The sequence below is a fragment of the Paenibacillus ihbetae genome, assembly GCF_002741055.1.
Taxonomy (GTDB): domain Bacteria; phylum Bacillota; class Bacilli; order Paenibacillales; family Paenibacillaceae; genus Paenibacillus_AQ; species Paenibacillus_AQ ihbetae.
The window spans coordinates 5,609,116-5,634,422 of the sequence record NZ_CP016809.1; the positions used below are offsets into that span (position 1 = coordinate 5,609,116).

Genomic DNA, 25,307 nt, shown 5'->3' on the forward strand with positions numbered 1-25,307 from the left:
AGGTATAGCCTGTTTACCCTTTATCCGAGTAAACAGGCTTTTTGCTGTGCCCAGGCCCTGAAGGGAGAGGTTTTAGCTGCTATGCAGACGGTTGATTTTCACTGTGACGCTTTAAGCAAATTATGGGAGGCTTCCAAAGCCTCCTTTAAGGATGATCCAAGGCTGGATGTCAGCTTGGAGCGAATGATTCAGGGTCATGTTGATCTCCAGGTGTTTGCCGTATTCGTATCGGAACAGTACGGCCGGCCGTCGTTTGAACGGGTGCTCGCGCAGATTGAAGTGTTTCGAAGACGTCTTGCGGAACCGGAATTCGTGAAGCCGCTGCTCTGGAAGGAGCAGGTTCAGGCGATTAGGGAAGACAGCGGAAGGCATCGTTACGGCCTGCTGTCGCTCGAGGGCGTTGACGGCCTGGAAGGGAATCTCCACTATGTGAGGCTTTGTTATGAAATGGGCGTGCGCTGCATGGGGATAACCTGGAATTATGCCAATTGGGCGGCGGATGGAGCGATGGAGGCCCGAAACGGCGGTTTTACGGAGCGGGGGCGCGAGCTGGTGAGGCTGTGCAATGAGATCGGCATGGTGCTGGACGTGTCCCATTTGTCCGAGGCAGGCTTCTGGGAGCTGATGGAGCTGACGGGCCGTCCCGTCATCGCTTCCCATTCGAACGCCTACACCATCTGTCCTCATCCGCGTAATTTACGGGACGATCAGATTCGAGCGCTTGTTGCCTTGGACGGGCGAATTGGAATAACGTTCGTGCCATGGTTCATACGGAGCGATGGGCAGGGAGTGAAGCCGGAGGATCTGCTGCCGCATATCGAGAAGGTGTGCGAGCTTGGCGGAGCAAAGCATTTGATGTTCGGCTCGGATTTCGACGGGATTGACCGTTGGGTTGAGGGACTGGCGCATCCCGGGCACTATCCGGCCTTGCAAGAGCTTCTGCTGAAACATTACCCGGAAGATGTGGTGCAAGGATGGATGGCGGGCAATGCGCTCCGGTTCCTGGATAACAACCTGCCATCGCAAACGGATAATAATTTGTCATATTAAAAAAGCAGCATCAAAGCTGTTCCGTATCATAAAACTTTGACAATCTTGTAGCAACCATGCAAATCCATGCGAAGCGGGAGCCGGTAAACGAGCGGTTCCCTTTTTATTTTTGGGTAATAGAGAGTATAATAGACAATGGCATGTACAGCATATAGAGAAAACAAGGAGTGAGTCAGATGAGTAAAACTGTACCTGTGGGTGTTTCCGCCCGCCATATTCATTTAACGCAAGAGCATATCGAGGCCTTGTTCGGCCCTGGATATCAATTGACCGAAATGAAGCCATTGTCCCAGCCAGGACAATTCGCAGCGAATGAAACGGTTGCTGTGATTGGTACGAAGGGACAATTTGATAAAGTGAGAATTTTGGGACCTGCCCGTCCTGCGACCCAGCTTGAAATTTCGCGCACCGATTCCTTTGCGATCGGCGTGAAGGCCCCTGTCCGCGAATCCGGCAACATCGCCGGCACGCCGGGCATTACGATTAAGGGCCCTGCGGGGGAAGTCACCGTGGATGAAGGGGTTATCGTTGCAGCCCGTCATATCCACTTCCATACCTCCGATGCGGAAAAATGGGGCATCAAGGATAAGGATTTGCTGAAGGTGCGCCTGGGTGGAGAACGCGGATTGGTTCTGGAAAATGTCATCGCCCGCGTATCCGACAACTTTGCGCTGGATATGCACATCGACACGGATGAAGCGAATGCAGCCGGTTCAAAAACAGGCGATACCGCCGAGATTATAGACTAAATCATACTGTGATAAAGAGTAAGCCTGAATCGATGGGAGTCGATTCGGGCTTTTTTAACGTTGGCCGGCCATGATCACGGATATTCCGGTGGTAGCTTCGCTATAAAGATCATGATATAATTTAAAACAGTGCCTATTGAAGTTGTTCCTTACCAGAAGCTATCGGCGGCGCCATTTTCGAAAAACGCGGGCTGCCAAGGCTTTGGCGTGAACAGGCAATGATACTGCAGGATAAATTTTAAACCAGAGATATAGCGGATCTAAGGAGTGACCTAGCATGTCCAAGGAAAGTAAGGACTACTCCAAGTATTTTGATTTTTCTGGCGCAAAGATTCTCTCGGAAGACGAGCATGGCAAGAGAATCCGGATTAACGGCCGGGAAATCAATATTCTATCGGAGCCTAATCATAGACAGGAAAAACAGCGCGGCAAAGAGAGCGTGCAGGTATTGTACGATACGGCGCTGCCGGAAGAGTTCAAGCAGCTTGGCGCGGGCAAGCATTACATCGTCTATACTTACGGCTGCCAGATGAACGAGCACGATTCGGAGACGATCAAGGGACTGCTTGAGCAAATGGGCTATCAGCCAACGGAAGACCGTAAAGAGGCGGATATCATTCTGCTCAACACCTGCGCAATCCGGGAGAACGCGGAGGATAAGGTGTTCGGCGAGCTTGGCCATTTGAAGCATCTGAAGACCGAGAAGCCGGATATGCTGCTCGGCGTGTGCGGCTGCATGTCGCAGGAAGAAGCGGTCGTGAACCGAATTCTTCAGAAGCATGGCTTCGTCGATCTGATCTTCGGCACGCACAATATTCACCGTTTGCCGCATTTGATTCAAGAAGCGCTGTTCAGCAAGGAAATGGTCGTTGAGGTATGGTCGAAGGAAGGCGATATCGTCGAGAACCTGCCGAAGAAGCGGGAAGGACTGCGCGGCTGGGTTAACATTATGTACGGCTGTGACAAGTTCTGTACATACTGTATTGTTCCGTATACGCGCGGGAAGGAGCGCAGCCGCCGACCGGAGGACGTGATCGCCGAAGTGCGGGAGCTCGCCCGCCAAGGCTATAAGGAGATAACGCTGCTTGGTCAGAATGTCAACGCCTACGGCAAGGATTTCACCGATATCCAATACCGGTTCGGCGATCTGATGGACGATATTCGCAAGATCGATATCCCCCGCGTCCGGTTTACGACGTCCCACCCGAGAGACTTCGACGATCATCTGATCGAGGTGCTCGCCAAGGGCGGCAACCTGGTGGAGCATATCCATCTGCCTGTGCAGTCCGGCAGCTCGCAGGTGCTGAAGCGGATGAGCCGGAAATATACGCGCGAGAGCTACCTGGAGCTCGTTCGGAAGATCAAACAGGCTATCCCTGATGTCGTTCTGACGACGGATATCATCGTAGGCTTCCCGGGAGAGACGGATGAGCAGTTCGAGGAAACCTTATCGCTTGTACGCGAGGTTGGGTATGACTCGGCATTTACCTTCATTTACTCGCCGCGTGAAGGCACGCCGGCAGCCGTCATGGAAGATAACGTTCCGATGGAGGTTAAGAGCCAAAGGCTGCAGCGCTTAAATGAGGTTATTAATGAGTTCAGCCGCAAGAGCAATGACCAGCTGCTTGGAGCCACCGTGGAGGTGCTCGTGGAAGGAATCAGCAAAAATAACGATTCCGTGCTGTCCGGACGCACGCGGAGCAACAAGCTGGTCCATTTCGAAGGTTCCCCTGATCTGATCGGAAGCTTCGTTCAAGTGAAAGTGACCGATACGAAGACCTGGTATATTAAAGGCGATCTCATCGCCGATCCGGTGCCGGCCTCGGATGCTGTATAAGTAATCATGTTATTGTCGATCGCCCGGTTTTCTTAATGGACATACAAAATTGGGTTTATATAGATGACAAAGAATTGGAGCGATGAACCTTGGCACACGATCATGGTCGTACGAACACATATGGTATGAAGACCTATAATACAAGAGAGCTAATTATTCGAGACGATATTTTGGCTAAAGCCGGAGAACTGGCCGAGCTGATCTCGACCAGTGAGGAAGTGCAGGTGTTCAAGAAAGCGGAGGAGAAAATCCGCAATCATGAGCGCGTTCAAAGCTTGATCAAGACGATCAAGAAGAAGCAGAAGGAAATTGTAGCTTTCGAAACCTTCCAGAACAAGGATATGGTTGCGAAAATCGAACGCGAGATCGAGGAGCTGCAGGAGGAGATTGACAGCATTCCGCTGGTCGCGGAATTCCAGCAAAGCCAAAGCGATATCAACTATCTGCTTCAGCTGGTCGTGTCGGTTATTCATGACACCGTATCGGAAAAGGTAAACGTGGAAACCGGGAAAGATACGCCGCCAAGCAGCTGCGGATAAACCATTGAGGGTGCGGATATGAACTCCGCACCTTTTATACGTTAAAGAATCGAAAATGTAGCGGTTGGGGCATAGTAAACCATAAATGCAAATCCCGGCAAGGAAATCCTTGACATCATTCTTATATATGTCATAATGAAATTATCAAATTAATATTTATGGTGATGGATATGACGGATCATGAACAGGCGCCAAGCAGCAGTGCCAAGAAGTACAGAACGCCGGACGGTGTGCCTGCCGACATCGTGATGTTTACGTTGACGAAGCGGGAGCGCAAGACCTTCACCAAGACCCTGCCGATTCGGGAGTTGAAGGTCATGCTCATTCGCCGCAGATCCTGGCCGTGTGCCGGGATGTGGGCGCTGCCCGGAGGCTTTTGCCGGGAGAGCGAGTCCATATACGATGCTGCCAAGAGAGAATTGAAAGAGGAAACCGGCGTGGACGGCGGCCATCTGGAATATTTGGGCGTCTACAGCGCACCGGGGCGCGATCCCCGCGGCTGGATTATCAGCCATGCCTTCTATGCGCTCGTGGAGGAATGGATGCTGGAGCATCGTCAAGCAGCCGATGATGCGGAAGAGGTCGGACTGTTTACGATCAACGAGGCGCTGGAAGAGCTCGAGCTTGCCTTTGATCACCGGGATATCATCATGGATGCTTACCGGAAGATTCAGCAGCAGATGCTGCAGACGACGATCGCCCGCCAGTTTTTGCCCGAGTTTTTTACGCTAAGCGAGCTGTATCAGGTGATTCAGACGGTTGTGCCCGAGTTTAAGGAGCCGAATTTCATCCGCAAAATTACGTCGACCCGCAGCCGGCAGGGGATTTTGGAAGAGGTACGGGACGACAGCGGCAAGCCGCTGAGCTCCAACCAGTATTCGCAGCGGCCGGCACAGTTGTATCGCTTCACGGATCATGTACCCTTGTTGTCGATTTACACGTAAGATTAAGAAAGCAGAATCCATTGTTTTATTCAATGTCATCATTCTGTAGAGGAGTGTGTCATGATGAAGGCTTTGATCGTGATAGATTTCACGAATGATTTCGTGGACGGAAGCTTGCCGGTAGGAGCTCCTGCCGTAGACATTCAAGGAACGATTGCCAGGCTGACGAAGCAGTACAGCGACCGGGGAGACTATGTTGTGATGGCCGTTGATCTTCATGAAGAGAAGGATCCGTACCATCCGGAGACGAAGCTGTTTCCGCCCCATAACATCCGCGGCACGCGCGGGCGTGATCTGTATGGGGAACTGCAGCAGGTATATGAGGAGTATAAGGATCGCATCGACTGGATGGATAAAACGAGGTACAGCGCCTTTTGCGGCACGAATCTGAATCAGAAGCTGAGGGAACGGGGCATTACCGAGGTGCATTTGGTCGGGGTTTGTACGGATATTTGCGTGCTGCATACAGCAGTGGATGCTTATAATTTCGGATACGCGATTACTGTTTATGAGGATGCGGTGGCAAGCTTTAATCCGCAGGGGCATGAGTGGGCGTTAGGTCATTTTAAAGGCAGTCTCGGAGCGGCAGTCGTACGAAGCGACGCTAAATAATGGACGGCGACATATTCCCGTCACGGGATAGCCGGGTATTACTTGGAGGATGATGGTTATGCAGACAGCAGGATTGGCTCTTCACACGGACAAATATCAGATTAACATGATGTATGCCCATTGGATCAACGGTTCCCACCGAACCCGTGCGGTCTTTGAAGCGTATTTCCGCAAGCTGCCGTTCGGGAACGGCTATGCGGTATTTGCCGGATTGGAGCGTATCGTAAACTACATTGAATCCTTGCGTTTTTCTGAAGAGGATATTGCTTATCTGGCCAAACAAGAGGAGAACTACAAGCCGGAATTTCTGGATGAGCTGCGCAGCTTCAGGTTCCGCGGCAGTATTCATTCCATGCGCGAGGGAACGCTTGTATTCCCGAACGAGCCGTTGATCCGGGTGGAGGGCACCATCTTCGAAACGCAGCTTGTGGAAACGGCCATCTTGAACTTCATGAATTTCCAGACCTTGATCGCAACAAAGGCTTCACGGATTCGCCAGGTTGCCGGCAACGATATCCTGCTGGAATTCGGCACACGGCGTGCCCAAGAGCTGGACGCGGCCGTTTGGGGCGCACGCGCAGCGTATCTGGCGGGCTTCCATGCAACGTCCAACATGCTTGCCGGGGAGAAATTCGGCATTCCGACGAAAGGCACCCACGCACATTCCTGGGTGCAAACCTTCCGGAGCGAGCAGGAGGCCTTCGACATCTTCGCCCAGGTGATGCCCGATCAAGTCACGCTGCTGGTCGATACGTTCGATACGCTCAAGAGCGGAATCCCGCATGCGATCGCCACGGCTAAGAAGCTGGAAGCCCAAGGGAAACGGATGAATGCGATCCGTCTGGATAGCGGCGACCTGGCTTACCTGTCGATCCAGGCCCGTAAGATGCTCGATGAGGCCGGCTTGTCATATGTGGGGATCGTAGCATCCAATGATTTGGATGAGGGCACGATTATGGACTTGAAAGCCCAGGGAGCCAAGGTGGACACCTGGGGCGTCGGAACCCAGCTCATTACCGCGGCGGATCAGCCGGCGCTCGGGGGCGTATATAAGCTTGTCGAGCGGGAGGTTGACGGCAAGATGGTACCGACCATCAAGATCTCCGGCAATCCCGAGAAGGTATCGACCCCTGGCAAAAAGGACGTATACCGGATTATTTCCCGGGGAAGCGGGAAAGCCATCGCCGATTATATTTGCTTTCCGGATGAGCCGATGCCGCCTGAAGGCGGCAAGCTAAAGCTGTTCAATCCGCTTCATCCTTACATGCGCAAAAATGTGCGGAATTTTGATGCAATCCCGATGCTTACGCCGATCTTCAAGGACGGCGAGCTCGTTTACGAGCTGCCGAAGCTGGAGGAAATCCGCAGCTATCATAATGCGCAGCTGGATCAGTTCTGGCCTGAGTATTTGCGGAAGCTGAATCCGGAAATCTACCGGGTGAATCTGAGCGAAGAGGTTTGGGATGTCAAGCAGCGGATGATGGCCGAGTTTATGGAGCATGATGAATAGCTTTTGCGGATAGGATAAAGACGCTCCCTTCGAAGCATTGCTTCTGTAGGGGCGTCTTTTTCGTACCCCAGCGGGCATTCGTCCTAATTCCTCCGAGCGACGATGATCATCGTGCAGCAGCCATCTTTTCACGGGGGGGCCTGTTCAACGTATAACGTATCTTCAATCACGGCTATACTGGGGTCCGCGCGCGAAATCCAAATGGGGCGTTGTGGGGTTATTTCTCGGGAAAGCGCATGAATCGCCATCGTCCGTGAGTTTATACATGTCTTCGACAAAGTGTTGGATGATATCCTTGAGGCAGGCAAGAAAGCGGGAAACGTTAATGATAGGAATGGAAGAGATCATGGTGCTATGACAGGTTTTTCGATTACGATGCAGAAGAGAAAGAGGGGGCGGGATATAGTCATTATAATGCTAGAGCGATTGAATCCCAGTTCAAACCAAGCAAGATAGTGTCATACCATTTTCTCAAGCATATTTAGGAAAAGGAGCGATATAGCGATGAACAAAGAGCTGCAATTTCAGGCCTTTGTCATCCGTCAGGACGATGAAGGCGGAATACAAAGCGCTGTAGAAAGCTTAAATCTGGATCAACTGCCTGAGGGAGATGTGCTCGTGCAAGTGAGCCACAGCGGCGTGAATTACAAGGATGGACTGGCCAGCATCCCGAACAGCACGATCGTGCGCAGGTATCCCTTTATCCCGGGAATCGACCTGGCCGGAACGGTCGTTGAATCCTCGCATCCCGGCTTCATACCGGGCGACGGGGTGCTGTGCACGGGGTATGAGCTTGGCGTTTCGCATGAGGGCGGCTTCAGCCAGTATGCCAGAGTCAAAGGGGATTGGTTGCTTCATCTACCGGATGGATTGTCTCCGAGGGATGCCATGGCGATCGGAACGGCCGGCTTTACCGCTGCGCTGTCAATCGCTGCCTTAATCCGAAACGGCTTGTCGAACGATCAAGGTCCTGTGATGGTGACCGGTGCCACTGGCGGGGTAGGAAGCTTCGCCGTATCCATTCTTAGCCGGCTTGGCTACAGCGTGACAGCTTCAACGGGTAAGACCAGCCATATCGAGTGGTTGAAGCGGCTTGGCGCAGCAGACGTCCTGTCGCGGGAAGAGACGGCAGCCGATTCCGGAAAAGCGCTGTCGAGCCAAAAATGGGCGGCGGTCGTGGATCCGGTCGGTGGGAGCCAGCTCGGCTCCTTGCTCAAGAGCGTCCGGTACGGCGGCAGTATTGCCGTGTCCGGCATGACGGGCGGCGGGGCGGTTGAAACGACCGTCTATCCGTTCATCCTGCGCGGGATCAGCCTGCTCGGAATCGATTCGGTGTACTGTCCGATGGATGTGCGAGCATCGATCTGGAAGAAGCTTGCAGATGAGTGGAAGCCTGAAACCGTGCTTGCGGACGGCATAACGGAATACGGCTTGTCCGATCTGCCGGGACTGCTGGAGACCATACTGGCTGGAGAAGCAGTCGGAAGGAGCGTCGTTCGCTTATAATGCCGGCAGCCGCATAATGTTGGTCACCCGCAGGCATCCTATGGGGAGAGGCCTTTGAATGAATGAAGGGGTGAGTGAACATGATGGTCCAACGATATGCTGCCGCGCTTTTCATCTGCATGATTTTATCGACGACGCTCGGCTGCTCCAAACAGGTCGCCAAGGAAGAGGCGCGTTTGTACAGCATGCGGGCTTACGAAGAAGGCTCAAGGGAAGCCCGGATTGCTGGACGCGGCCGGAATGGTAAATTGCTGGAGGAACTTCAAGCCGCTTTCAGCCAGGAGCATATCCGGCTGACCAACGAAACCTTTACCGAAGATGACATCGGCAACCTGACGTATCAATATCGAATCAACAATGATGCCAGTCAGTTTATTACGGTATATATTTATCAGAGCCCGGAAGCTAGGCGAAAAGGGATGGACGAAATCTACGGTGCACAGGAGGGGGACGTGAACGTAGGAGGAGGCCATAACCTGATCTACAGCGATAAGGAGACGTCGATCGTTTATACGTCCACAGGGGATAAAACCGATAACTATTACAGCCTGTTCAAAAAAATAGCGCCTCAATTGCTTAACGAGCATGACGGTCGCGCCGGTAGTTAATATGTCCTGATTACCGCAAGGGGCATCTCCAGGTCCGAATGGGACGCTGGAGATGCCCCTTAGCCTCGGTTGGCGGCCGTTATGCTTCCTGCTCCGCAACCGGATATCTTCTGCCAGGCCGGTCGCATAGCTTTTATCCGTAACCTGCCGTGTCCTTAACGTATGCTTCAATTTGGTCTTCCTAAAGACCAGGACTCGTATGGATGACCTGCCGTAATATCTCGTTGCGGAAGGGCCTTAAGCCGGATCGCATCAGCGCTTAAACTCATGCTTGATTAACTCCTGCTTGATATGTGTCAGCTCCGGCAGCAGGATGCGATTCATCGCCAGCTTCACGGCGCCGGTGGAACCGGGCATCGAGAAAACGGCCGTATTCTGGATCGTCCCGCCAATCGCCCGGCTCAAGATGGCTGCGGTCCCGATATCCTCGGCAAAGCTGAGATAACGGAAAATTTCCCCGAAGCCGGGAAGCTCCTTCTCCAGCAGGGAAGAGACGGCTTCATAGGTCGTGTCCCGGCTGGAAATGCCCGTCCCGCCCGTAAGGAGTACGATATCGACATCCGAACGGCTAACGCCGGTACGCACGGTCTCCCGGATCAGCTCATAATCGTCCTTTACGATCGTGTAAGCGGTGATCCGATGCCCCGCATCTTCCAGGAGGCCGATCATCAGCTGTCCGCTCTTGTCGTTGTCTGTGGTCCGGGTATCCGAGACGGTGACAACCATACACTGCACGGCGGCAGGGGATTGCTCTTTATGCTCTTGAACTGAGTTCATGTCATCACTACTCCTATTATTGATGTATGCCGCGGCGAAGCTTGCGATGGATTGCTGAAATGTAGTACACTCGCTAGCATAATGACAAGTTGATCAAGAAGGAGTACATATTCGTGGAACATGTGACGCCCATATATATTTTATCAGGTTTTCTCGGCAGCGGGAAAACAACCTTGCTATCGCGTATGATCGCTCACTGGAAGGCTCAAGGCTTGCGGCCGGCCATCGTCATGAATGAAATCGGGGAAGTGAATATCGACGGTGTGATCGCCGGGGACAATGTACCGACAGCCGAAATGCTGAGCGGCTGCATTTGCTGCTCCATCCGCGCTGATCTGACTTCGGAAATCGCCATGCTCATCCAGAACGAGAAGCCGGATGTCATCGTGATCGAGGCGACGGGCATCGCCAATCCGATGGAAATTTTGGATGCGGTAGCCGAGGCCTCCCTCTATATACAAATGGACATCAAGAAGCTGATCACCGTTGTGGATACCGCTCACCTGCTCCACCTCAGCATCGAGCAAAAAGGGAAAACGTACCGCTTGATGCAGGAGCAGATTCGCTCGGCCTCCGTTCTTTTGTTAAATAAAACAGATCGGGTGAGCACGGCGGAGAAGGATGCGATGGAGCAATTGGTGCGCCGCTGGAACCCATTCGCGCCGATTCTGCCAACCGAACGCTGCAACGTGAACCCGGAGGAGCTTCTGGGCGGCCTCGCGGACCACGGCAGTCATCCGGTGGTGCAGCCTTCGGCCAACCATGAAGCGGATGAACCACTGGGCGCAGCACTGTCCCCTGAACGGGTCGAGGGTCATAATCAGCCGGAATCGAATCACAGTGGTCATCCCCACCATTCTCATGATCATGTGATGTCCTACACGTATTATTTCAGCCGTCCTGTCAACAGTGTGGAGTTCGAGCGCTTCATAGGCGGGCTTCCGCGGGATGTATACCGTGCCAAGGGGGTACTGACCTTCAGCGATACGAACAGCCGATTCCTGTTCCAGTATGCATTTCGCGAGTCGGATTTCATGAAGATTACGCCGCGAGGCCGGGTTCCGGATGTCGTCGTGTTCATCGGGGAGCATTTCAACAAATCCGTGCTTCAAGAGCAGCTTGAAGCGCTCGAAGGAAAGCGTACATCGGTCTAGAAACGGCAGGCGTGATATCATCATGTCGCTGCCTTTCAGAAGGCGGCTCGTGATTCAACCGGTGTCCGGCAGTTTAATACAAGGGCATAGCGTTATAATTACAAGGAGGATATATCCATGATCAATGAACTCAAATATAAAGAATGCATCGAAGCATGTCTCCAATGTATGAACGCTTGCAACGTATGTTATGTATCCTGCCTGAAAGAATACGAGCTTGCGATGCTGCGGGATTGTATCGCGCTGGATCGCGAATGTGCCGATATTTGCGCCTTTGCCGCACAGGCAATGTCGCGCAACAGCCCCTTCGTTAAGGAAATATGCGAGCTGTGCATCCAAGCATGTGTGGCTTGCGCGGAAGAATGCGAGAAGCATGATCACGACCACTGCCGTCAATGTGCCGAGGCATGCCGCCGCTGCGCGGACGTATGCCGCGAGATGGTCGGGCAGCTTTAAGCGAAAGTCCATAACCAAAGTGTTCCCGAAAGCCCGATCTTCTTGTAACGAAGATCGGGTTTTTCTGCGATCATGAGAAGGTTGGGCAGCCAAATTTCCTTTGCCCCTGATCTTTTTTGTTTCATCGGATCGAGTTTTGGTGTATAAATGTTATTGGTCTGCCTATTTTCAAATTTTTGGGGTGAAGAGGGAGACGTTTACATTTTAGGTCGAAGGGAAGATGTTAGAAAGATGAATCGCAAGGGATGGCAGGCTTTGCTGCTGTCTGTCCTGCTCGTGCTGGCAGGCTGCAGCGGAGGTGGCAAAACGCCGACAGGGGAGCAAACCGATGCTCCCAAGGAAGAAGCCAAGCAGGAGAACCCGGTATCGCCTGGAACGGACGAACAGGCGGGGACGGCTTCCGGTGAAGATGATGAAGCGTCGGATGCCGCTGAAGCAGGCGGTACGGAGACAGCGGATGCGGAGACGCTCGCGGACGCAGAAATTGTTGAGGGTGTAAGCGCAGATGGCGATGCTACGCTGGATCCGAACATATGGATCAAAGGGGACATTCAGGTAGAAGACAATCAGGTGATTGTCGAAGGAACCAGCAATCTGCCGGCCGGCATTGAAGTGAACGGGGAAATTACGGCCAGAGGGTATACGATGTTCGGTTATAACGATGATGCCCTTACCGAGAATGACGGCAGTTATCGGCTTGAAATCAAGCGGCCGGATATTACGAAGGACCCGTTGGATCTCACGGTGAATATACAGCCGGAGGATCTGTCGGAGCCGATACAGAAGGTTCTTGGCGCAAAGGGCGAGCTTCTGACCGGGCCTTATGTGCATCAATATTTGTCCGGCGATGATGAAATTCATTATGAAATCCGCGCAACCGCACGTATCAAGCCTGGGGCTGGTCAGGCACGGCTGGAGGAACCTGCAGGAGAGAAGCCGGACGATCAAGGCAATCCCGAGGTATGGATTAAGCCTTTGATTACCCTGGATGACCGGAACTATTATGTCAGCGGCGAGAGCAATCTCCTGGAAGGCACGGAAGTACAGCTCAATATCGATATTCCGGGAAAAATACATACCGGTTATTTCGATCGCAGCCAAGTCGGCCCCGACGGCCGTTTCTTGCTGCAGATCGCAAAGCCGAAAAATGTTGGCGAATTCTATATGATGATCCGAGTCAAGCCGGATGAGGATATGTGGCCGACGGTCAAAGAGGCTTACGGCGAGCATGGCGAGAAGTTGAAAGGCAAGCATGTAAAGACGGAGGTCGGCGACTCCGGCAATGTAAAGTATGTTGAAGTCAAAGTCAAGGTCAACGGAAAGCAAGACACTTCCGGGAAATAAAGCAGAGGTTATCATATTGATCATACATGCAGCCCGGAGTATCAAACATGTTTTGATGCTCCGGGCTTTTTTGTTCTTTCCGAAGAAACATGCCCGCACGTTTAGGATTGGAAGAAGAGGGTAACATAAGGATGCTCTACGATTCGAGCCCATACCACATATACAGCTTAGAAAGGAGCCATGCGCATGCAAGATGGAAAACAAGCGCAAGCGAGCAAGGGGACCGGATTCGTTCCTTACATACCCGCTTCCAGGTCGATGGCCGAGCTAACGGCATTTGCCATTATCCTGGGCATCGTGCTGGCCGTTGTATTTGCTGCCGCCAATGCCTATTTGGGGCTGAAAATCGGCTTGACGGTCAGCGCCTCCATCCCCGCAGCGGTGATCTCGTTAGGGGTATTAAGAGGAATATTCCGAAGGCAGTCCATTCTGGAAAATAACATCGTGCAGACGATGACCACAGCCGGCGAAGCCGTTGCCGCTGGCACTATCTTTACGCTGCCTGCGCTGTATATGTGGAATCATATTCCTTCCATGGCGACCGTAAGCTTCATCGTGCTCGTCGGCGGCTTTCTTGGCGTGGCGATGATGGTGCCGCTGCGGCGGCTTCTGATCGTCAATGAACATGCTACGCTCCCTTATCCGGAGGGGATGGCTTGCGCGGAAGTGCTTAAATCAGGCGACCGCGGCGGACGCAGCGCCCTCTTTGTCGTGTACGGCTTTCTGATTGGGGGAGTCGTCAAGGCGATGGGAGACGGCTTTAAATGGTTCAGAACCGAGATTGAGACCTATATCTACCGGTTTAAAAATGCCCTGATCGGGATGGATATTTTTCCGGCCTTGCTCGGCGTCGGATACATTATCGGGCCGAGGATATCCGGACAGATGCTCGCCGGAGGGGCTCTCGCCTGGCTGGTCCTCATTCCGATCATCGGTTATATCGGCGCGGGTGGACAAAGCGTCATCGCCCCGTCCGCAGCTCCGATCGGGGAGCTGACGGCCTGGGGATTGTGGGAGGACTATATCCGCTACATCGGTGCGGGCGCTGTGGCGGCTGGCGGATTAATTACGTTGATTAAAACCTTGCCGATGCTGTTCGGCTCACTCTTTGCCACCCTTGGCGGCCTTCGGAACCGGGAACCCGAGAAGGCAACCCTGGATCGTACCAACAAGGACATTCCCGCCTTCTGGGTCGTCGTGATGATCGCTGTCTTGATCGTCATCATCGCATTTGCACCCCTTACCGATGTGGGCATCATCGGAGCGATTGCGATCGCCGTGTTCGGTTTCTTGTTCGTTACCGTTGCTTCCCGAATCGTCGGGCTCGTCGGGAGCTCCTCCTCGCCGGTATCCGGCATGACCATTGCGACGTTATTGATCGTCACGTTTATTTTTAAAATGACAGGCTTAACAGGCATGACCGGCATGATCGCCTCGCTGACCGTCGGGGCAATCGTATGCGTCGCGCTTGCCGTATCCGGCGATATTTCCCAGGATCTGAAAACCGGGTACCTGGTAGGGGGAACCCCTTGGAAGCAGCAGGTAGCGATGATGATCGGCGTCCTTGTTTCGGGACTTGTGATCGGATTCATTCTCTCCGTGTTGAATGAGAGCTACGGTCTTGGTTCCGAACAGCTTCCGGCCCCGAAGGCCGTTCTGATGCGGATCATCGTCGAGGGGATCATGGCCGGCAGCTTGCCGTGGGATCTCATCTTTATCGGCGTAGCCGCTGCTGTCGTTATCGAGCTGCTCGGCTTGAATTCGCTGACGGTGGCCGTCGGGCTTTATCTCCCCATTCATGTGAGCGTGCCGATCATGATCGGAGGCGTGGTTCGCTGGATTATCGAGTTTGCTTCGCGCAAGAATGAGCAGTTAAAGGCAGCCAGAATCGAGAAGGGAACGCTTCTTGCCTCCGGCTTGATCGCAGGCGAATCCCTAATCGGCGTCATTATCGCCGTATTGATCTGGATGAATGTCGACATGCCGGGCGATGTGCTGATTGCGAATAATACGGTGCCGCTCCTTGTATTTTTAGCCGTAACCGTTATTTTGATATGGGGCTCGTTTCGCGGGAAACCGGAACCGATAACCGAGGAACAAAAGGGATGATACTGGTATGAAGCTTCGTCCTAAAAAGCGGCGTGCCAGATATATGCGGAATAACCGCCACACCCGGCTCAATCTGCTGGAGATGAAACCGCTGCTGAAGCCGGGAATCCGATTCGAGCCGGGAGACGAAGGGGCGCGGGTGCATGTGCCAAGGGCCTCCTGGCTGGAGCGGCAGGCTGTCCGTTTCCTGAACCAGCCCGAAGTCATCCGGGTCCGGCTGGATCGACTGGGCGCGGCAGTCATCCGAAGATGTGACGGCGAGCATACCCTATCCGATATCGCGCATTTGATCCATGCCGAATTTGGGGAACAGGCCGAACCGCTGATCCCCCGTCTGGCAGCTTTCATTCAGGTGGTGGAGGCGAATGGCTGGCTGGATTGGGAGCTTGCCGCCGATGAATGATTGCCTGGGCGCAGGGTAGTATGACGGTGAACCACGAGGCACTGCCCGGCGCTTGAACAAAAGATGCCGATCCCATGCTCCGCCTGTAAACATTACGGCCCCGCCTTTCATCATGAATGGCGTCAATAGGATACTGTGGTTCGAACTTAACCTCCGCCGGAACGAAATAGGCGGAGGTTGTTTTTGGAATGCAAAAGGGACTACAATACATATTAAACGCCATTTAATGGAACGGGAGCTGAGAGATTTGCAGAAGCTGCTGTCTTTACGGGAGGTCGGCAAACGTTATGGAAAAACAAACGTGCTGTCCGATGTATCCTGGAGCATCGCACGCGGGGAATGCGTCGCGATCACGGGAGGGAATGGTGCCGGAAAGAGCACCTTGCTCTGTCTTGTCGCCGGATTGGCTAATCCCTCAAGCGGTACCCGAACGGAACATGTTAAACCGTTAATCATCGGTTACGTACCCGACCGCTTCCCTCCGCTGCGGTTCCGGCCTTCGGAATACTTGCGGTATATCGCTCGCATACAAGGAATAGACAAGGAGACGGCGGTCAGGCGGATTGATGCCATGATGAATATATTTCAGCTGCCGGATACCATGATGAACTTATGCTCCAAGGGAATGCTCCAGAAAGTGAATGTCATGCAGGCGCTGCTTCGGCAGCCTGATCTGCTCGTTCTGGACGAGCCTCTCTCCGGACTGGATGAACCCTCGCAGCTGGAGATGATCGGTATGCTGAGCGAGATTAAGCGGCAGGGGACGTCGATTGCCATGTCGGTCCATGAGCCGCTTTTGATCGCCTCGCTGGCTGATCGGGTGACGGCCGTTGAAGGTGGAGCCATTACGCAGGACGGCATCCTTGCTCAGCAGAAAGAGGCTGCGAGAATGCGGCTGGAGTTCTCCCGCCTGCGGCCGGACGTCATGCAGCAATTGGAGAGCAGACAGGGCTTTTTATATTGGATATCCAGAGGCAGTCCTGCTGTCATGGTCGCGGCCCAGCCGTTTACGGACGAGCTGCTGATCGAGATTCTGCGTTGCGGAGGGACGATCAGCAGATTGGAGCCCCTGCGGAAGAATCCATCCGTATCGGATGGACTGGGTTACGATGACGTTCCGGGGAGGGGGGCTTAACCCATGAGAACAATGGCTTTAATGAAATACATGCTGGCGAGCTATACGAGATCCTACCGGTATTTTGCGCCGCTGGCTTTTACGATCATCTCGGTGCTGCTGATCTATTCCTATCGGCCGAATCCCGTTCTGGACAGCTATGCCGTGACGGCATCGCTGCTCTTTATCGGCTCTGCCTGGCTCGGGATGAATTTTTTGAACCATGACCAGGGCCGCCAATCGATGCTGCTGATCATTCATGCCGGCAGCCCGAGGCGGTATTATGCGGCCCAATACGGAGCAGCCGCGATCATCGGATTCCTGATGTGCGTATTCGCCGTGGTCTATCCGGCTGCCTTCAGGATGTTCGGTGAACCGGTCTCAGCGCCTGTCCTCGCGCTCGCCCTGGCCGGACATTTCAGTTTGTCGCTGATTGGTATATCGCTGTCGTTGTTCTTTCAGCCTGGCTGGATCGAGAACCAGGGGAGGGCTGCCGGCGGGTTGATCATTATGATCATCCTGTCCTTGGCGGGAAAGTCGCTCGTCGATTCGCTTCCTGCCTTTTACGGCTTCATTCCCTATGTTCTGCCGCCGGTTTCCGTAATGATCGATGTGCTGATGAATGCCAGGGAGCTGACGACGCTGCGAATTGGCGGAACGGTGCTCTATTTGCTTGCATATCCTCTGGTCTCGTTTGCTATCTATCTGCGGATCGCTTGTAACAAGGATGCCGCAAGCTTGCTGCGAAAATCAGGTTGAAGTGGGAGAGGTCTTCCATTACCATAGGGATATGGTTTTTAAACGAAACGGTAAAGACAGCCTATACCAGAGGAGGTAACGATGAAACAAACTCGACTGCTGGACAGTGACCACTCCAAAGAGCTGTTTGCCTATTTCGGATTAGCGGTATATTATTCACAGGCGCTTGAGCAGCAGCTGGCGAATTTGTTGATGCTGATTAAGCTGTCCCAAGGTAATGTGCCGTCGGAGGAGGATTTTGCAGAGCTGTACCAACGAAAATTAAGCAGCTCGCTCGGTCAGCTGGTGCACGAAATCCAGCATTACTTTCCTTTCTCCGAAGAAGAGACGGTTCAATTGAAGAAAGTGTGGAAGCAGCGCAATTATATTGTTCATGACTATTTTAAAGAACGGATTCATGAAACCTTCAGCCCGGCCGGACGTTCCCGCATGATCCGGGAGCTGACCGCCTTCAAAGACCAGGCGCAGGCCCTTGAGCAGAAGCTGCAAGGCTACTCGAAGGAAATGTATGTGAAGCTCGGTTTGGACGGCGAAAAAAGCGTTTAGAAAAATACGCAGATATGAAACATATTCCAGCACCTCTGCGTCAGAAATGATAGGAGGTGTTATGATGAAGAAAACAACGAAATGGTTATCCGCGATCCTGGTGGCATCCTCGCTTCTAGGCGCCGGAGCTGCATCGGCTTTTACCGATGTCCAGGGAGAGAAGCAGCTGCAAATGGTAAAGGACCTGCAAGCGAAAGGGGTTATCCAAGGCGTGAGTGCTGACCGGTTTGCTCCCGGCAAACCTCTAACGTATGCACAGGCCGTACAATTGATCGTCAAAGCGGTCGATTTGAAGGTGATGCCGAACTTTACGGGCCGTTCCTTCGAGAGCGTTCCGAAGGATGCCTGGTTCACGGATGCGGTCAATATCGCGGCCCAGAACGGACTGTCCGTAACGGCCGACATGGAGTGGAATAAGCCGATCACCCGCGAAGACTTTGCGAGACTGCTGGTGGAAGCGATCGGGAAAACCGGCGATTACCCAATCGTCATGATGTACGTCAATGTGGCAGATGAGGATCAAATCAAGCAGGAAAGCAAAAGCGCAGTTCAATTCCTGCTGCTGACCAAAATCGCGAAGCTGGATGCTAACGACAAATTCCATCCGGATCAACAGCTGAAACGCATGGAAGCGGCCGAGCTGGTCTATAACGCGATTCAATTTATTGAAGAGCATCAGAACAACACCCTTCCTGCTGAGCCCGGTGAATCCGACCCAACCGTAACGACCCGTATCGAAAAAGTGGACGAGAAGCAGAACAAAGTCACGGTAACGAAGGATGACTTGCCGCATCCGGGATATTCCATCAAGATTACCTCGGTTGATTATACAAGCAGCACGGAAGCGGTAGTCTACTACCGAATCATTCAACCCGACCCGGACAAATTTTATCCGCAAGTGATTTCTTCAGCATCGGACGATGTGCTCATTCCGGCCAAGTATTCGAAAATTTCAGTCAAAATCGATGATAAGCTTGAATTGTCGAAGTAATGCTTCGGCTGGGCCGGCTTATTCGGCCTTACAAACAAGTTTATGCAAGAAGGCTGCCTCACGCGCTGAACACGCGATAAGGCAGCCTTCTTGCATTGCTGTCTAAATTCATGTTTTTTAAAAGGGCGGCAAACCGAGTAACGCGAACTAGCGCAGCCACCCCCAGAAGGTAGCGAATGCAAGGGACACAAGACTCTTGCGATTATAGATGACTGCCTGCTGGTTTGGCCGCTAGCTGAGCTCCAACCGGCTCTTTAGGCTCGACTTGACCTGAGACGCCTCCTTGCTGCAGCTGATACATCTTGTAGTATCTTCCTTCAAGGGCCATCAATTCCTCATGCGAGCCCCGCTCCACGATTTCGCCCCGGTGCAGGACTAGGATCTGGTCTGCACTGCGAATGGTCGACAGCCGGTGCGCGATGATAAAGGTCGTACGGCCGCGCTTCAGAACCTCGAGCGCATCCTGGATCAGCGCCTCGGTCTCGGTATCGATGTTGGCTGTAGCTTCATCGAGAATAAGGATAGCCGGATTGAACGCGAGGGCACGCGCAAATGAGATCAATTGACGCTGACCGGCAGAGAGGGTGCTTCCTTTCTCGATCACCGGCTCGTCGAATCCTTGAGGAAGATGGGCCAGCAGCCGGTCTGCGCCTACATCGCGTAGTGCCTGTTCAACCTGCTCCCGCGTAATTTCGGGATCGCCAAGGCTTACGTTGGAGGCAATCGTCCCGGTGAATAAATACGGATCCTGAAGCACGATGCCCATATGCTTCCGCAGCCACTGCTTCGGAATGTCCGTCACCGGCTGCCCGTCAATCGTAATGGTGCCTTTCTGCGGATCGTAGAAACGGAACAACAGGTTGATGATGGAGCTTTTGCCTGATCCCGTGTGGCCGACAAGGGCCACCGTCTGGCCTTGCTTCGCTTCGAAGGAAATATTTTTAAGCACCCAATCCTTTTTGTAAGCAAAAGACACGTCCTTAAATTCCACATTCCCCAAATAACGAGGCATCGAGCCGTCCGTCACGTTCTCGCCGGTTTCATCCATCAGCTCGAATACGCGTTTTGCGGATACGATAGAGGTATCCAGCGCTGCCAGCTGGTTCACCATGCCGGTAATCGGCTGGAACATCCGGCCGAGCAGGTCGACGAAGGCGTAGAGAACCCCGATCGATACGATGCCGGCCCCGTTCAGCGAAGCAGAGCCGAAATACCACAGCACGACCACGAAGCTTACGTTCCGCAATACGTTAACAAGGTTATGGGTGGTGAAGGAGTTCAGGTTCAGCATCTTGTTCTGATGCGCCATGTAATCGGCGTTCAGGGCTTCAAATTCCTCCTGCGTCGCCTTCTGGCGGCGGAATACGCGAATAATGGCCATCCCCTGGATGGACTCATTGATTATGGCGTTAATCTCACTGAGCCGTGAGCGAATCACCGTATTGTATTTTGTCGCGAATTTGCGGTACAGAATCGTCCATACGATCAGCATCGGAATGACAAACAGGCTGATTAAACCGAGACGAACATCGAGAAGGAACAAGGCGACGTAGATCCCGGTAATGTAAACCGCGCCTGAGCTGAAGTTGGATAACACGGCTACGAACAGGTCTTTGACCGCTTCAGTATCGTTCGTGACCCGGGACACGACCTTCCCCGCCGGCAGATTATCGAAGAAGTTCACCGGCAGCCGCTGAATGTGCGCGTACACATCGGTCCGCAGCTTCTGGATAACCCGGTTGGCTGCCGATTGCAGCCAGTAGGTTCGGCCGAATACCGTAATCATGGACACCAGCAAGCAGATCAGGAACAGGCCGACCAGCTTGTAGATGCTGGGAAGCTCTGGCTTGTAAAACTCGAATAATTCATTTGTGGACAAGGGTACAGCCGGGTACCGGAGCTGCTCCTGCCCTGCGGTGATCGTCAGCATTCCGTTCTCATAAGAGCGGGTACCGTCAACCCGCGTCACCGGCTCTTGGATAAAGTAGAAGCTGCGTCCCGCTTGGAGGATCCGCACCTCCTGTCCGCGTGCTTCACCGACCGTGAAGCGGTCCTCGCGCTTGTAATAGGTCCCTTTATATTGTGCAGCCCCATCCGCTTCCTTGCTCTCATAATACGGCTTCTCGATGGCAAGGATATGGTCGTCAATCATCGTCTTGGCGATGAACGGGCCGGCGAGCTCTGCAGCGACACCGATCGCAAGCAGGAGCAGCGCCGTGATGAAGGTGCCTTTAGCCGTTAAGGCATATCGGAACAGCCGCTTGGCAATTCCGGAATCATTGGATATCGTTGTATCGTTTGGAGTCAATTATGACACCTCCTCGGAGGTCAGATTGTTTTCCACCTGCTGGCGTTCATATTGCTCGCGGTACCAGCCGCCAAGCGCCAGCAGCTCGTCATGGGTCCCCTGCTCGATAATCCGGCCGTCCTCAAGCACGACGATGAAGTCCGCATGCTGTACCGCCGACAAGCGATGGGTCGAGATCAATGTTGTTTTGCCTGCGCGCTTGCTTCGGATATTCTCGATAATTCTCGCCTCGGTTCTGGCATCGACCGCCGAGAGGGAGTCATCCAGAATCAGAATTTCGGGATCGCCGATAAAGGCTCGGGCAAGGGAGACGCGCTGCTTTTGGCCGCCGGATAAGGCCACGCCCTTCTCGCCGACGAGCGTGTCGAGTCCGTCGGACAGCGTGACAAGGTCCTTATCGAATGCGGCAGTCGTGATCGCCTCCATAATGAGCTCGTCACTGGCGTCCTTTTTGCCGAATTGGATGTTCTGTCTCACGGTTTTGGAGAACAGAATTTGCTCCTGGGGAACATACCCGATCCAGCTGTGCAGCTTGTCGGCCGCAAGCCTCTCGATCGGAACGCCTCCGATCAGAATATCTCCGGTTCCGGTCGGATATTCATGCAGAAGCTGCTTAAGCAGCGTCGATTTGCCGCTGCCCGTTCGTCCGACGACGCCGAGCGTCTGGCCTTTCTGCAGCGTGAAGCTGATATTTTTCAAATTATCGATGGATGAGGTCGGATAGCGGAACGTAACGTCTCGGAAACGGATCGAGTCCGGCTGATCAAGGTCAACGGGCTGTTCGGGATCTGGGACGTCCGGCGGCGTATTGAGCGTTTCATTGACACGATCCAGGGACGCATTGCCCCGCTGCATGATATTGATCAGCTCGCCGATTGCGAACATCGGCCAAATCATCATCCCCAGGTACATATTGAACGATACGAGATCCCCGAGAGTGATTTGGTTATGAAAGACCAGGTATACGCCATAGGCCAGGCTGATCACATAGCTCAGTCCAATGGAAAAATTAATCGTCGGCTCGAATAGAGCGTCAACCTTGGCTACGGCCAGGTTTTTTCGGTAGACATCATCCGTGATATCCTGAAACCGCTTCTGGTCTGCGCGTTCCTGCACATACGCCCGGACGACCCGCACGCCGGCGACGGATTCCAGCACCTGATCGTTCATATCGCCGAACGCGTCCTGCGCGAGCGTATAGCGTTTATGGATCGCTCTTCCATAGATCACCATGCCGACGGCGATGATGGGAAGCGGGAGAATGGCAGCGAGCGTCAGCTTCCAGCTGACGATAAAGCCCATCGCAAACAGAACTACGATCAAATAGATCGTGGAGTCGGTCATGACGAGCATGCCGAATCCGGCCGTGGCCGCAACGGAACGAAGATCGTTCGTTGCCTTGGCCATCAAGTCCCCGGTCCGGTTCCGTTCGAAGAACGGAGGCAGCATTCGCAGCAGATGATTCATATACCGGGTCCGGAGCAGACGCTCCACGAGATTAGCGCCTCCGAACAGGCGGTGCATCCATATGTAGGTCGCTCCATAAACGATTGCAACAATCCCGAGAATCAACAGGATATATTTGACCAGGGAGGCCCAGGTAATGGAGCTGCTGACGATGTCGTCAATCGCGTCTCCGAGCAGCAGCGGCGGCAGGAGCTCGATCAGCCCGCAAAAAATGAGGAAAAACAATCCGATTAAGTATCGTTTCCGTTCACGCTTGAAAAACCATCCTAAATTTCGAAGTACGGCAAACATGGTATCCCTTCCTTTCGTATGCAGGTTTTCTGCAGCCGATCATCTCTAAAAACCAAAAAAAGCACATCATCCGATGACGGACGATATGCTTATTCAATCTTTAACCTATCATACGCACGGTGATCGAGGCCTTTCGCGCGCGGTTAGACCTGTTTATCGGCGGACAAGAATCCGGATGAACAAGGCTTCATGATGACGATGCAGCACGAACGGGGAGCCGAATCATATTCAATTGTAGGATCTTCAGATCAAACAGGACATCCATGCCAATTGGATTCAACATGAGGCTCACCCTTTCTTCGTAATTTTACAATAAATTCAAATCGATCTCGTATGGAGTGAATTGTAACACCATATTCTGGAGTGTGTCAAACCTAAATTTTGGGTTTCCGCGCTCGGGATCAAGCTCAATCCGTCATCAATTTGTTATCAAAATGGATTTGTAACCTAACGTATGTTTGCGTTATTATGTTAATACGTACATGGTATTAACATTAGTGACCGTATCTTCGGCCCATCGGATGAAGAGATGTTGGACCGGAGGCTGTCGGATAATGACTTCTGGAGAAGGGGGCACAGCAAATGCAGATTCAAGTCAGCGATGAGGCGGCGCGTTGGTATAGAAAGGAACTGGACCTTCAGCCAGGCACATACGTGCGCTTCTTCCCGCGGTATAGCTCAGGCGGCGGGCTGCATCCCGGATTTTCGCTTGGCATTTCCGTCGAGGAGCCGAGATCCCCGGGATTGACCGAGCAGTCGGAAGAAGTCACATTTTATATGGAGGAGCAGGACCTCTGGTATTTGAAGGGCTATACGCTGCACGTCACATATGAGGAATCACAGGATGACATTTCGTATATTTATGAAGAAGAGGGCGCAGTGAATTGATCGCATAGGAATATACTGCAGCGCTGTCTAGGGAAAGGAGGTTCCCGGGATGAACGTATATCACCGCGATATTCGCCAATATATCGGCAAGCGTTCGGTGGTCCGCGTAAAGGCGGCTGTGCTCGTGCTGAATGAGCATGGAGAGCTCCTGCTTCTGAAGCGGCAGAACAGGGACGTATGGGGACTTCCAATGGGGAACCTGAAGCCTGGCGAAGCCCTTGAAGATACCGCTTCCAGAGAGCTGTGGGAGGAAACCGGGCTTACCGCGGACGAGATGCGGCTGCTGGAGCTGGTATCCGGTCCGGAGTACATGAAGAAGCATCTTGGCGGCGATGAGGAATACTACGTTATTGGCCTCTATGAAGCAACCGGTCTGCGCAGCGCGATTCAATTGTCGATGGATGCGGAAATCTCGTTGAAGTTTTTTAATCGGGAGAATTTGCCCCAGATGGATAAGATTACAATCCGTTTACTTGACAAAGCCAACAAGGCAAAGGAAGCTCCATAGCGGGCTGCTGCAAGGAAAAGCAGCGTATTTCCGCAACAGCAAGAGGGGGAAGGCCTCCAGGGGCCTTGCCTCTTGTCTGTCTATATGTGGATTGCCGCTGGCGCAGCGGCAATGGCCAGGCGAACATTTGGATAGCTCGAATTCAAAAATTCCCCGTACGGGGAATTTTTTTCAGTCAAGATCCTATTCGAATGTTGTGATACAATGGCTGAAGCCTGTCCGTTCAAGACCGGGCCTTAAGACATCGGCACTTCCAGGGCGAAATCGAAATCATCGATATCGTACACCTGAACGGGAACCGCACTGTCCACGATCCGCTGAATCAGCTCGAACTGGTCGGTCAGGATCGGCGCTTCGGCCTTTTGGGAAGCGAGCAATAGCTCGGTTTCGATCGGATCGAAGGCCTCTCCGTAGGTTGCGGTATCCAATGTATTCATCACCGTTACGGTCGTGGATTCCCCTACGGGAATCATCGGGCTCTTCGCCCAAGGCACCTGAAGGGCGCGGTCGATCTTCTTCTTGTTCAGCGGCTCCTCGAAATAGGAGATGAGCTCACGGATCTTCATCTTGACGTGCTGATCATCATCGGTATTGTTCATGAGCTGCTCCTCGCTGGCATGGAGCTCGTATAATTCCAATATGGTTGTATACGGTATGATGTATTCGACGGGCCTCGGCGGTACCAACAATTGGCCGTAAATGGCCAGCATGACCGCTTCCGTCACGAAAACTCTGGTCATGAAAGAAGTCCTCCTGCGTGACATGATACATTTAATAAGTTTAGAACTAATAAAGCATTGAAGGACTTAAATGTCAACCGCTCTTTACCGAACAACC

Annotated in this window: 24 protein-coding genes; 20 read left to right on the forward strand and 4 right to left on the reverse strand. The window is 53.1% G+C overall.

What is annotated here, in order from left to right; genetic code table 11:
- Positions 1-81: 81 nt before the first annotated feature.
- The 9 genes from BBD41_RS25265 to BBD41_RS25305 all read left to right on the forward strand — a co-directional run bounded on the left by BBD41_RS25265 (position 82) and on the right by BBD41_RS25305 (position 9,355).
- Positions 82-1,050: a dipeptidase gene (locus tag BBD41_RS25265; protein WP_099479318.1), complete on the forward strand. Its 969-nt coding sequence runs from the start codon at positions 82-84 to the stop codon at positions 1,048-1,050.
- A 176-nt stretch (positions 1,051-1,226) separates the two neighbouring features.
- A complete protein-coding gene (gene pduL / locus BBD41_RS25270) occupies positions 1,227-1,799 on the forward strand; it encodes a phosphate propanoyltransferase (RefSeq protein WP_099479320.1) in 573 nt (190 codons plus the stop codon).
- A gap of 277 nt (positions 1,800-2,076) precedes the next feature.
- Positions 2,077-3,636, forward strand: coding sequence for a tRNA (N6-isopentenyl adenosine(37)-C2)-methylthiotransferase MiaB (gene miaB / locus BBD41_RS25275; RefSeq protein WP_099479322.1), 1,560 nt, complete (start codon positions 2,077-2,079; stop codon positions 3,634-3,636).
- Between the two features lie 89 nt (positions 3,637-3,725).
- Entirely contained in the window at positions 3,726-4,175 is a 450-nt protein-coding gene (locus BBD41_RS25280) for a YlbF/YmcA family competence regulator (RefSeq protein ID WP_099479324.1), read from the forward strand.
- Between the two features lie 158 nt (positions 4,176-4,333).
- Positions 4,334-5,119, forward strand: a complete 786-nt coding sequence (locus BBD41_RS25285) for an NUDIX domain-containing protein (protein ID WP_007128669.1) — start codon at positions 4,334-4,336, stop codon at positions 5,117-5,119.
- Between the two features lie 63 nt (positions 5,120-5,182).
- The gene (locus BBD41_RS25290) at positions 5,183-5,731 is read left to right on the forward strand and encodes a cysteine hydrolase family protein (protein ID WP_077567051.1); all 549 of its coding nucleotides are present in this window, start codon (positions 5,183-5,185) and stop codon (positions 5,729-5,731) included.
- Positions 5,732-5,789: 58 nt separating this feature from the next.
- Positions 5,790-7,241 (forward strand): nicotinate phosphoribosyltransferase, encoded by a 1,452-nt coding sequence (locus tag BBD41_RS25295; RefSeq protein ID WP_077567050.1) that lies wholly within the window; start codon positions 5,790-5,792, stop codon positions 7,239-7,241.
- Between the two features lie 504 nt (positions 7,242-7,745).
- Positions 7,746-8,747, forward strand: a complete 1,002-nt coding sequence (locus BBD41_RS25300; RefSeq protein ID WP_099479326.1) for an acrylyl-CoA reductase family protein — start codon at positions 7,746-7,748, stop codon at positions 8,745-8,747.
- Between the two features lie 80 nt (positions 8,748-8,827).
- A complete protein-coding gene (locus tag BBD41_RS25305; RefSeq protein ID WP_223260497.1) occupies positions 8,828-9,355 on the forward strand; it encodes a hypothetical protein in 528 nt (175 codons plus the stop codon).
- Positions 9,356-9,607: 252 nt separating this feature from the next.
- On the opposite strand, the gene BBD41_RS25310 is transcribed toward BBD41_RS25305, so the two are convergent.
- On the reverse strand, positions 9,608-10,132 hold the full coding sequence (locus BBD41_RS25310; protein WP_099479328.1) for a MogA/MoaB family molybdenum cofactor biosynthesis protein: 525 nt from the start codon (positions 10,130-10,132) through the stop codon (positions 9,608-9,610).
- A 113-nt stretch (positions 10,133-10,245) separates the two neighbouring features.
- Between BBD41_RS25310 and BBD41_RS25315 the strand changes: the two genes are divergently transcribed.
- The 9 genes from BBD41_RS25315 to BBD41_RS25355 all read left to right on the forward strand — a co-directional run bounded on the left by BBD41_RS25315 (position 10,246) and on the right by BBD41_RS25355 (position 19,008).
- Positions 10,246-11,286 (forward strand): CobW family GTP-binding protein, encoded by a 1,041-nt coding sequence (locus tag BBD41_RS25315; RefSeq protein WP_077567047.1) that lies wholly within the window; start codon positions 10,246-10,248, stop codon positions 11,284-11,286.
- A 117-nt stretch (positions 11,287-11,403) separates the two neighbouring features.
- Complete coding sequence (locus tag BBD41_RS25320) at positions 11,404-11,742, forward strand: four-helix bundle copper-binding protein (protein ID WP_077567046.1); 339 nt, start codon at positions 11,404-11,406, stop codon at positions 11,740-11,742.
- A 231-nt stretch (positions 11,743-11,973) separates the two neighbouring features.
- A complete protein-coding gene (locus BBD41_RS25325) occupies positions 11,974-13,086 on the forward strand; it encodes a hypothetical protein (protein WP_077567045.1) in 1,113 nt (370 codons plus the stop codon).
- A gap of 186 nt (positions 13,087-13,272) precedes the next feature.
- A complete protein-coding gene (locus tag BBD41_RS25330; RefSeq protein ID WP_099479330.1) occupies positions 13,273-15,195 on the forward strand; it encodes an OPT family oligopeptide transporter in 1,923 nt (640 codons plus the stop codon).
- Between the two features lie 7 nt (positions 15,196-15,202).
- A complete protein-coding gene (locus tag BBD41_RS25335; protein ID WP_237086912.1) occupies positions 15,203-15,598 on the forward strand; it encodes a PqqD family protein in 396 nt (131 codons plus the stop codon).
- Positions 15,599-15,845: 247 nt separating this feature from the next.
- Positions 15,846-16,733, forward strand: coding sequence for an ATP-binding cassette domain-containing protein (locus BBD41_RS25340; RefSeq protein ID WP_077567042.1), 888 nt, complete (start codon positions 15,846-15,848; stop codon positions 16,731-16,733).
- A gap of 3 nt (positions 16,734-16,736) precedes the next feature.
- Positions 16,737-17,471 carry a hypothetical protein gene (locus BBD41_RS25345; RefSeq protein ID WP_099479331.1) on the forward strand — a complete coding sequence of 245 codons (735 nt, stop codon included), beginning with the start codon at positions 16,737-16,739 and terminating at the stop codon, positions 17,469-17,471.
- Positions 17,472-17,552: 81 nt separating this feature from the next.
- A complete protein-coding gene (locus BBD41_RS25350; protein WP_028405569.1) occupies positions 17,553-18,017 on the forward strand; it encodes a hypothetical protein in 465 nt (154 codons plus the stop codon).
- Positions 18,018-18,078: 61 nt separating this feature from the next.
- On the forward strand, positions 18,079-19,008 hold the full coding sequence (locus BBD41_RS25355) for an S-layer homology domain-containing protein (protein ID WP_237086913.1): 930 nt from the start codon (positions 18,079-18,081) through the stop codon (positions 19,006-19,008).
- Positions 19,009-19,210: 202 nt separating this feature from the next.
- Here the strand turns inward: BBD41_RS25355 and BBD41_RS25360 are convergent, their stop codons facing one another.
- Together BBD41_RS25360 and BBD41_RS25365 are read right to left on the reverse strand one after the other, a co-directional pair.
- Positions 19,211-21,316 (reverse strand): ABC transporter ATP-binding protein, encoded by a 2,106-nt coding sequence (locus BBD41_RS25360; protein WP_077567039.1) that lies wholly within the window; start codon positions 21,314-21,316, stop codon positions 19,211-19,213.
- Positions 21,317-23,074: an ABC transporter ATP-binding protein gene (locus tag BBD41_RS25365; protein ID WP_077567038.1), complete on the reverse strand. Its 1,758-nt coding sequence runs from the start codon at positions 23,072-23,074 to the stop codon at positions 21,317-21,319. It abuts the gene before it with no gap.
- Between the two features lie 582 nt (positions 23,075-23,656).
- On the opposite strand from BBD41_RS25365, the gene BBD41_RS25370 reads away from it, so the two are divergent.
- Positions 23,657-23,962: a HesB/YadR/YfhF family protein gene (locus BBD41_RS25370; protein WP_077567037.1), complete on the forward strand. Its 306-nt coding sequence runs from the start codon at positions 23,657-23,659 to the stop codon at positions 23,960-23,962.
- 49 nt (positions 23,963-24,011) lie between these two features.
- Positions 24,012-24,470, forward strand: coding sequence for an NUDIX domain-containing protein (locus BBD41_RS25375; RefSeq protein ID WP_077567036.1), 459 nt, complete (start codon positions 24,012-24,014; stop codon positions 24,468-24,470).
- Between the two features lie 236 nt (positions 24,471-24,706).
- Here the strand turns inward: BBD41_RS25375 and BBD41_RS25380 are convergent, their stop codons facing one another.
- Positions 24,707-25,210: an ADP-heptose synthase gene (locus tag BBD41_RS25380; RefSeq protein WP_077567035.1), complete on the reverse strand. Its 504-nt coding sequence runs from the start codon at positions 25,208-25,210 to the stop codon at positions 24,707-24,709.
- Positions 25,211-25,307: the final 97 nt, after the last annotated feature.

Excerpts from the sequence above, each read along its gene's own strand:
- BBD41_RS25330 (WP_099479330.1), top strand. The coding sequence starts at position 13,273 with ATGCAAGATGGAAAACAAGCGCAAGCGAGCAAGGGGACCGGATTCGTT.
- BBD41_RS25300 (WP_099479326.1), top strand. The coding sequence starts at position 7,746 with ATGAACAAAGAGCTGCAATTTCAGGCCTTTGTCATCCGTCAGGACGAT.
- BBD41_RS25345 (WP_099479331.1), top strand. The coding sequence starts at position 16,737 with ATGAGAACAATGGCTTTAATGAAATACATGCTGGCGAGCTATACGAGA.
- BBD41_RS25295 (WP_077567050.1), top strand. The coding sequence starts at position 5,790 with ATGCAGACAGCAGGATTGGCTCTTCACACGGACAAATATCAGATTAAC.
- pduL (WP_099479320.1), top strand. The coding sequence starts at position 1,227 with ATGAGTAAAACTGTACCTGTGGGTGTTTCCGCCCGCCATATTCATTTA.
- BBD41_RS25325 (WP_077567045.1), top strand. The coding sequence starts at position 11,974 with ATGAATCGCAAGGGATGGCAGGCTTTGCTGCTGTCTGTCCTGCTCGTG.
- BBD41_RS25375 (WP_077567036.1), top strand. The coding sequence starts at position 24,012 with ATGAACGTATATCACCGCGATATTCGCCAATATATCGGCAAGCGTTCG.
- BBD41_RS25285 (WP_007128669.1), top strand. The coding sequence starts at position 4,334 with ATGGTGATGGATATGACGGATCATGAACAGGCGCCAAGCAGCAGTGCC.
- BBD41_RS25320 (WP_077567046.1), top strand. The coding sequence starts at position 11,404 with ATGATCAATGAACTCAAATATAAAGAATGCATCGAAGCATGTCTCCAA.
- BBD41_RS25380 (WP_077567035.1), bottom strand. The coding sequence starts at position 25,210 with ATGACCAGAGTTTTCGTGACGGAAGCGGTCATGCTGGCCATTTACGGC.
- BBD41_RS25335 (WP_237086912.1), top strand. The coding sequence starts at position 15,203 with ATGAAGCTTCGTCCTAAAAAGCGGCGTGCCAGATATATGCGGAATAAC.
- miaB (WP_099479322.1), top strand. The coding sequence starts at position 2,077 with ATGTCCAAGGAAAGTAAGGACTACTCCAAGTATTTTGATTTTTCTGGC.
- BBD41_RS25365 (WP_077567038.1), bottom strand. The coding sequence starts at position 23,074 with ATGTTTGCCGTACTTCGAAATTTAGGATGGTTTTTCAAGCGTGAACGG.
- BBD41_RS25370 (WP_077567037.1), top strand. The coding sequence starts at position 23,657 with ATGCAGATTCAAGTCAGCGATGAGGCGGCGCGTTGGTATAGAAAGGAA.
- BBD41_RS25290 (WP_077567051.1), top strand. The coding sequence starts at position 5,183 with ATGAAGGCTTTGATCGTGATAGATTTCACGAATGATTTCGTGGACGGA.
- BBD41_RS25305 (WP_223260497.1), top strand. The coding sequence starts at position 8,828 with ATGATGGTCCAACGATATGCTGCCGCGCTTTTCATCTGCATGATTTTA.
- BBD41_RS25350 (WP_028405569.1), top strand. The coding sequence starts at position 17,553 with ATGAAACAAACTCGACTGCTGGACAGTGACCACTCCAAAGAGCTGTTT.
- BBD41_RS25310 (WP_099479328.1), bottom strand. The coding sequence starts at position 10,132 with ATGAACTCAGTTCAAGAGCATAAAGAGCAATCCCCTGCCGCCGTGCAG.
- BBD41_RS25265 (WP_099479318.1), top strand. The coding sequence starts at position 82 with ATGCAGACGGTTGATTTTCACTGTGACGCTTTAAGCAAATTATGGGAG.
- BBD41_RS25355 (WP_237086913.1), top strand. The coding sequence starts at position 18,079 with ATGATGAAGAAAACAACGAAATGGTTATCCGCGATCCTGGTGGCATCC.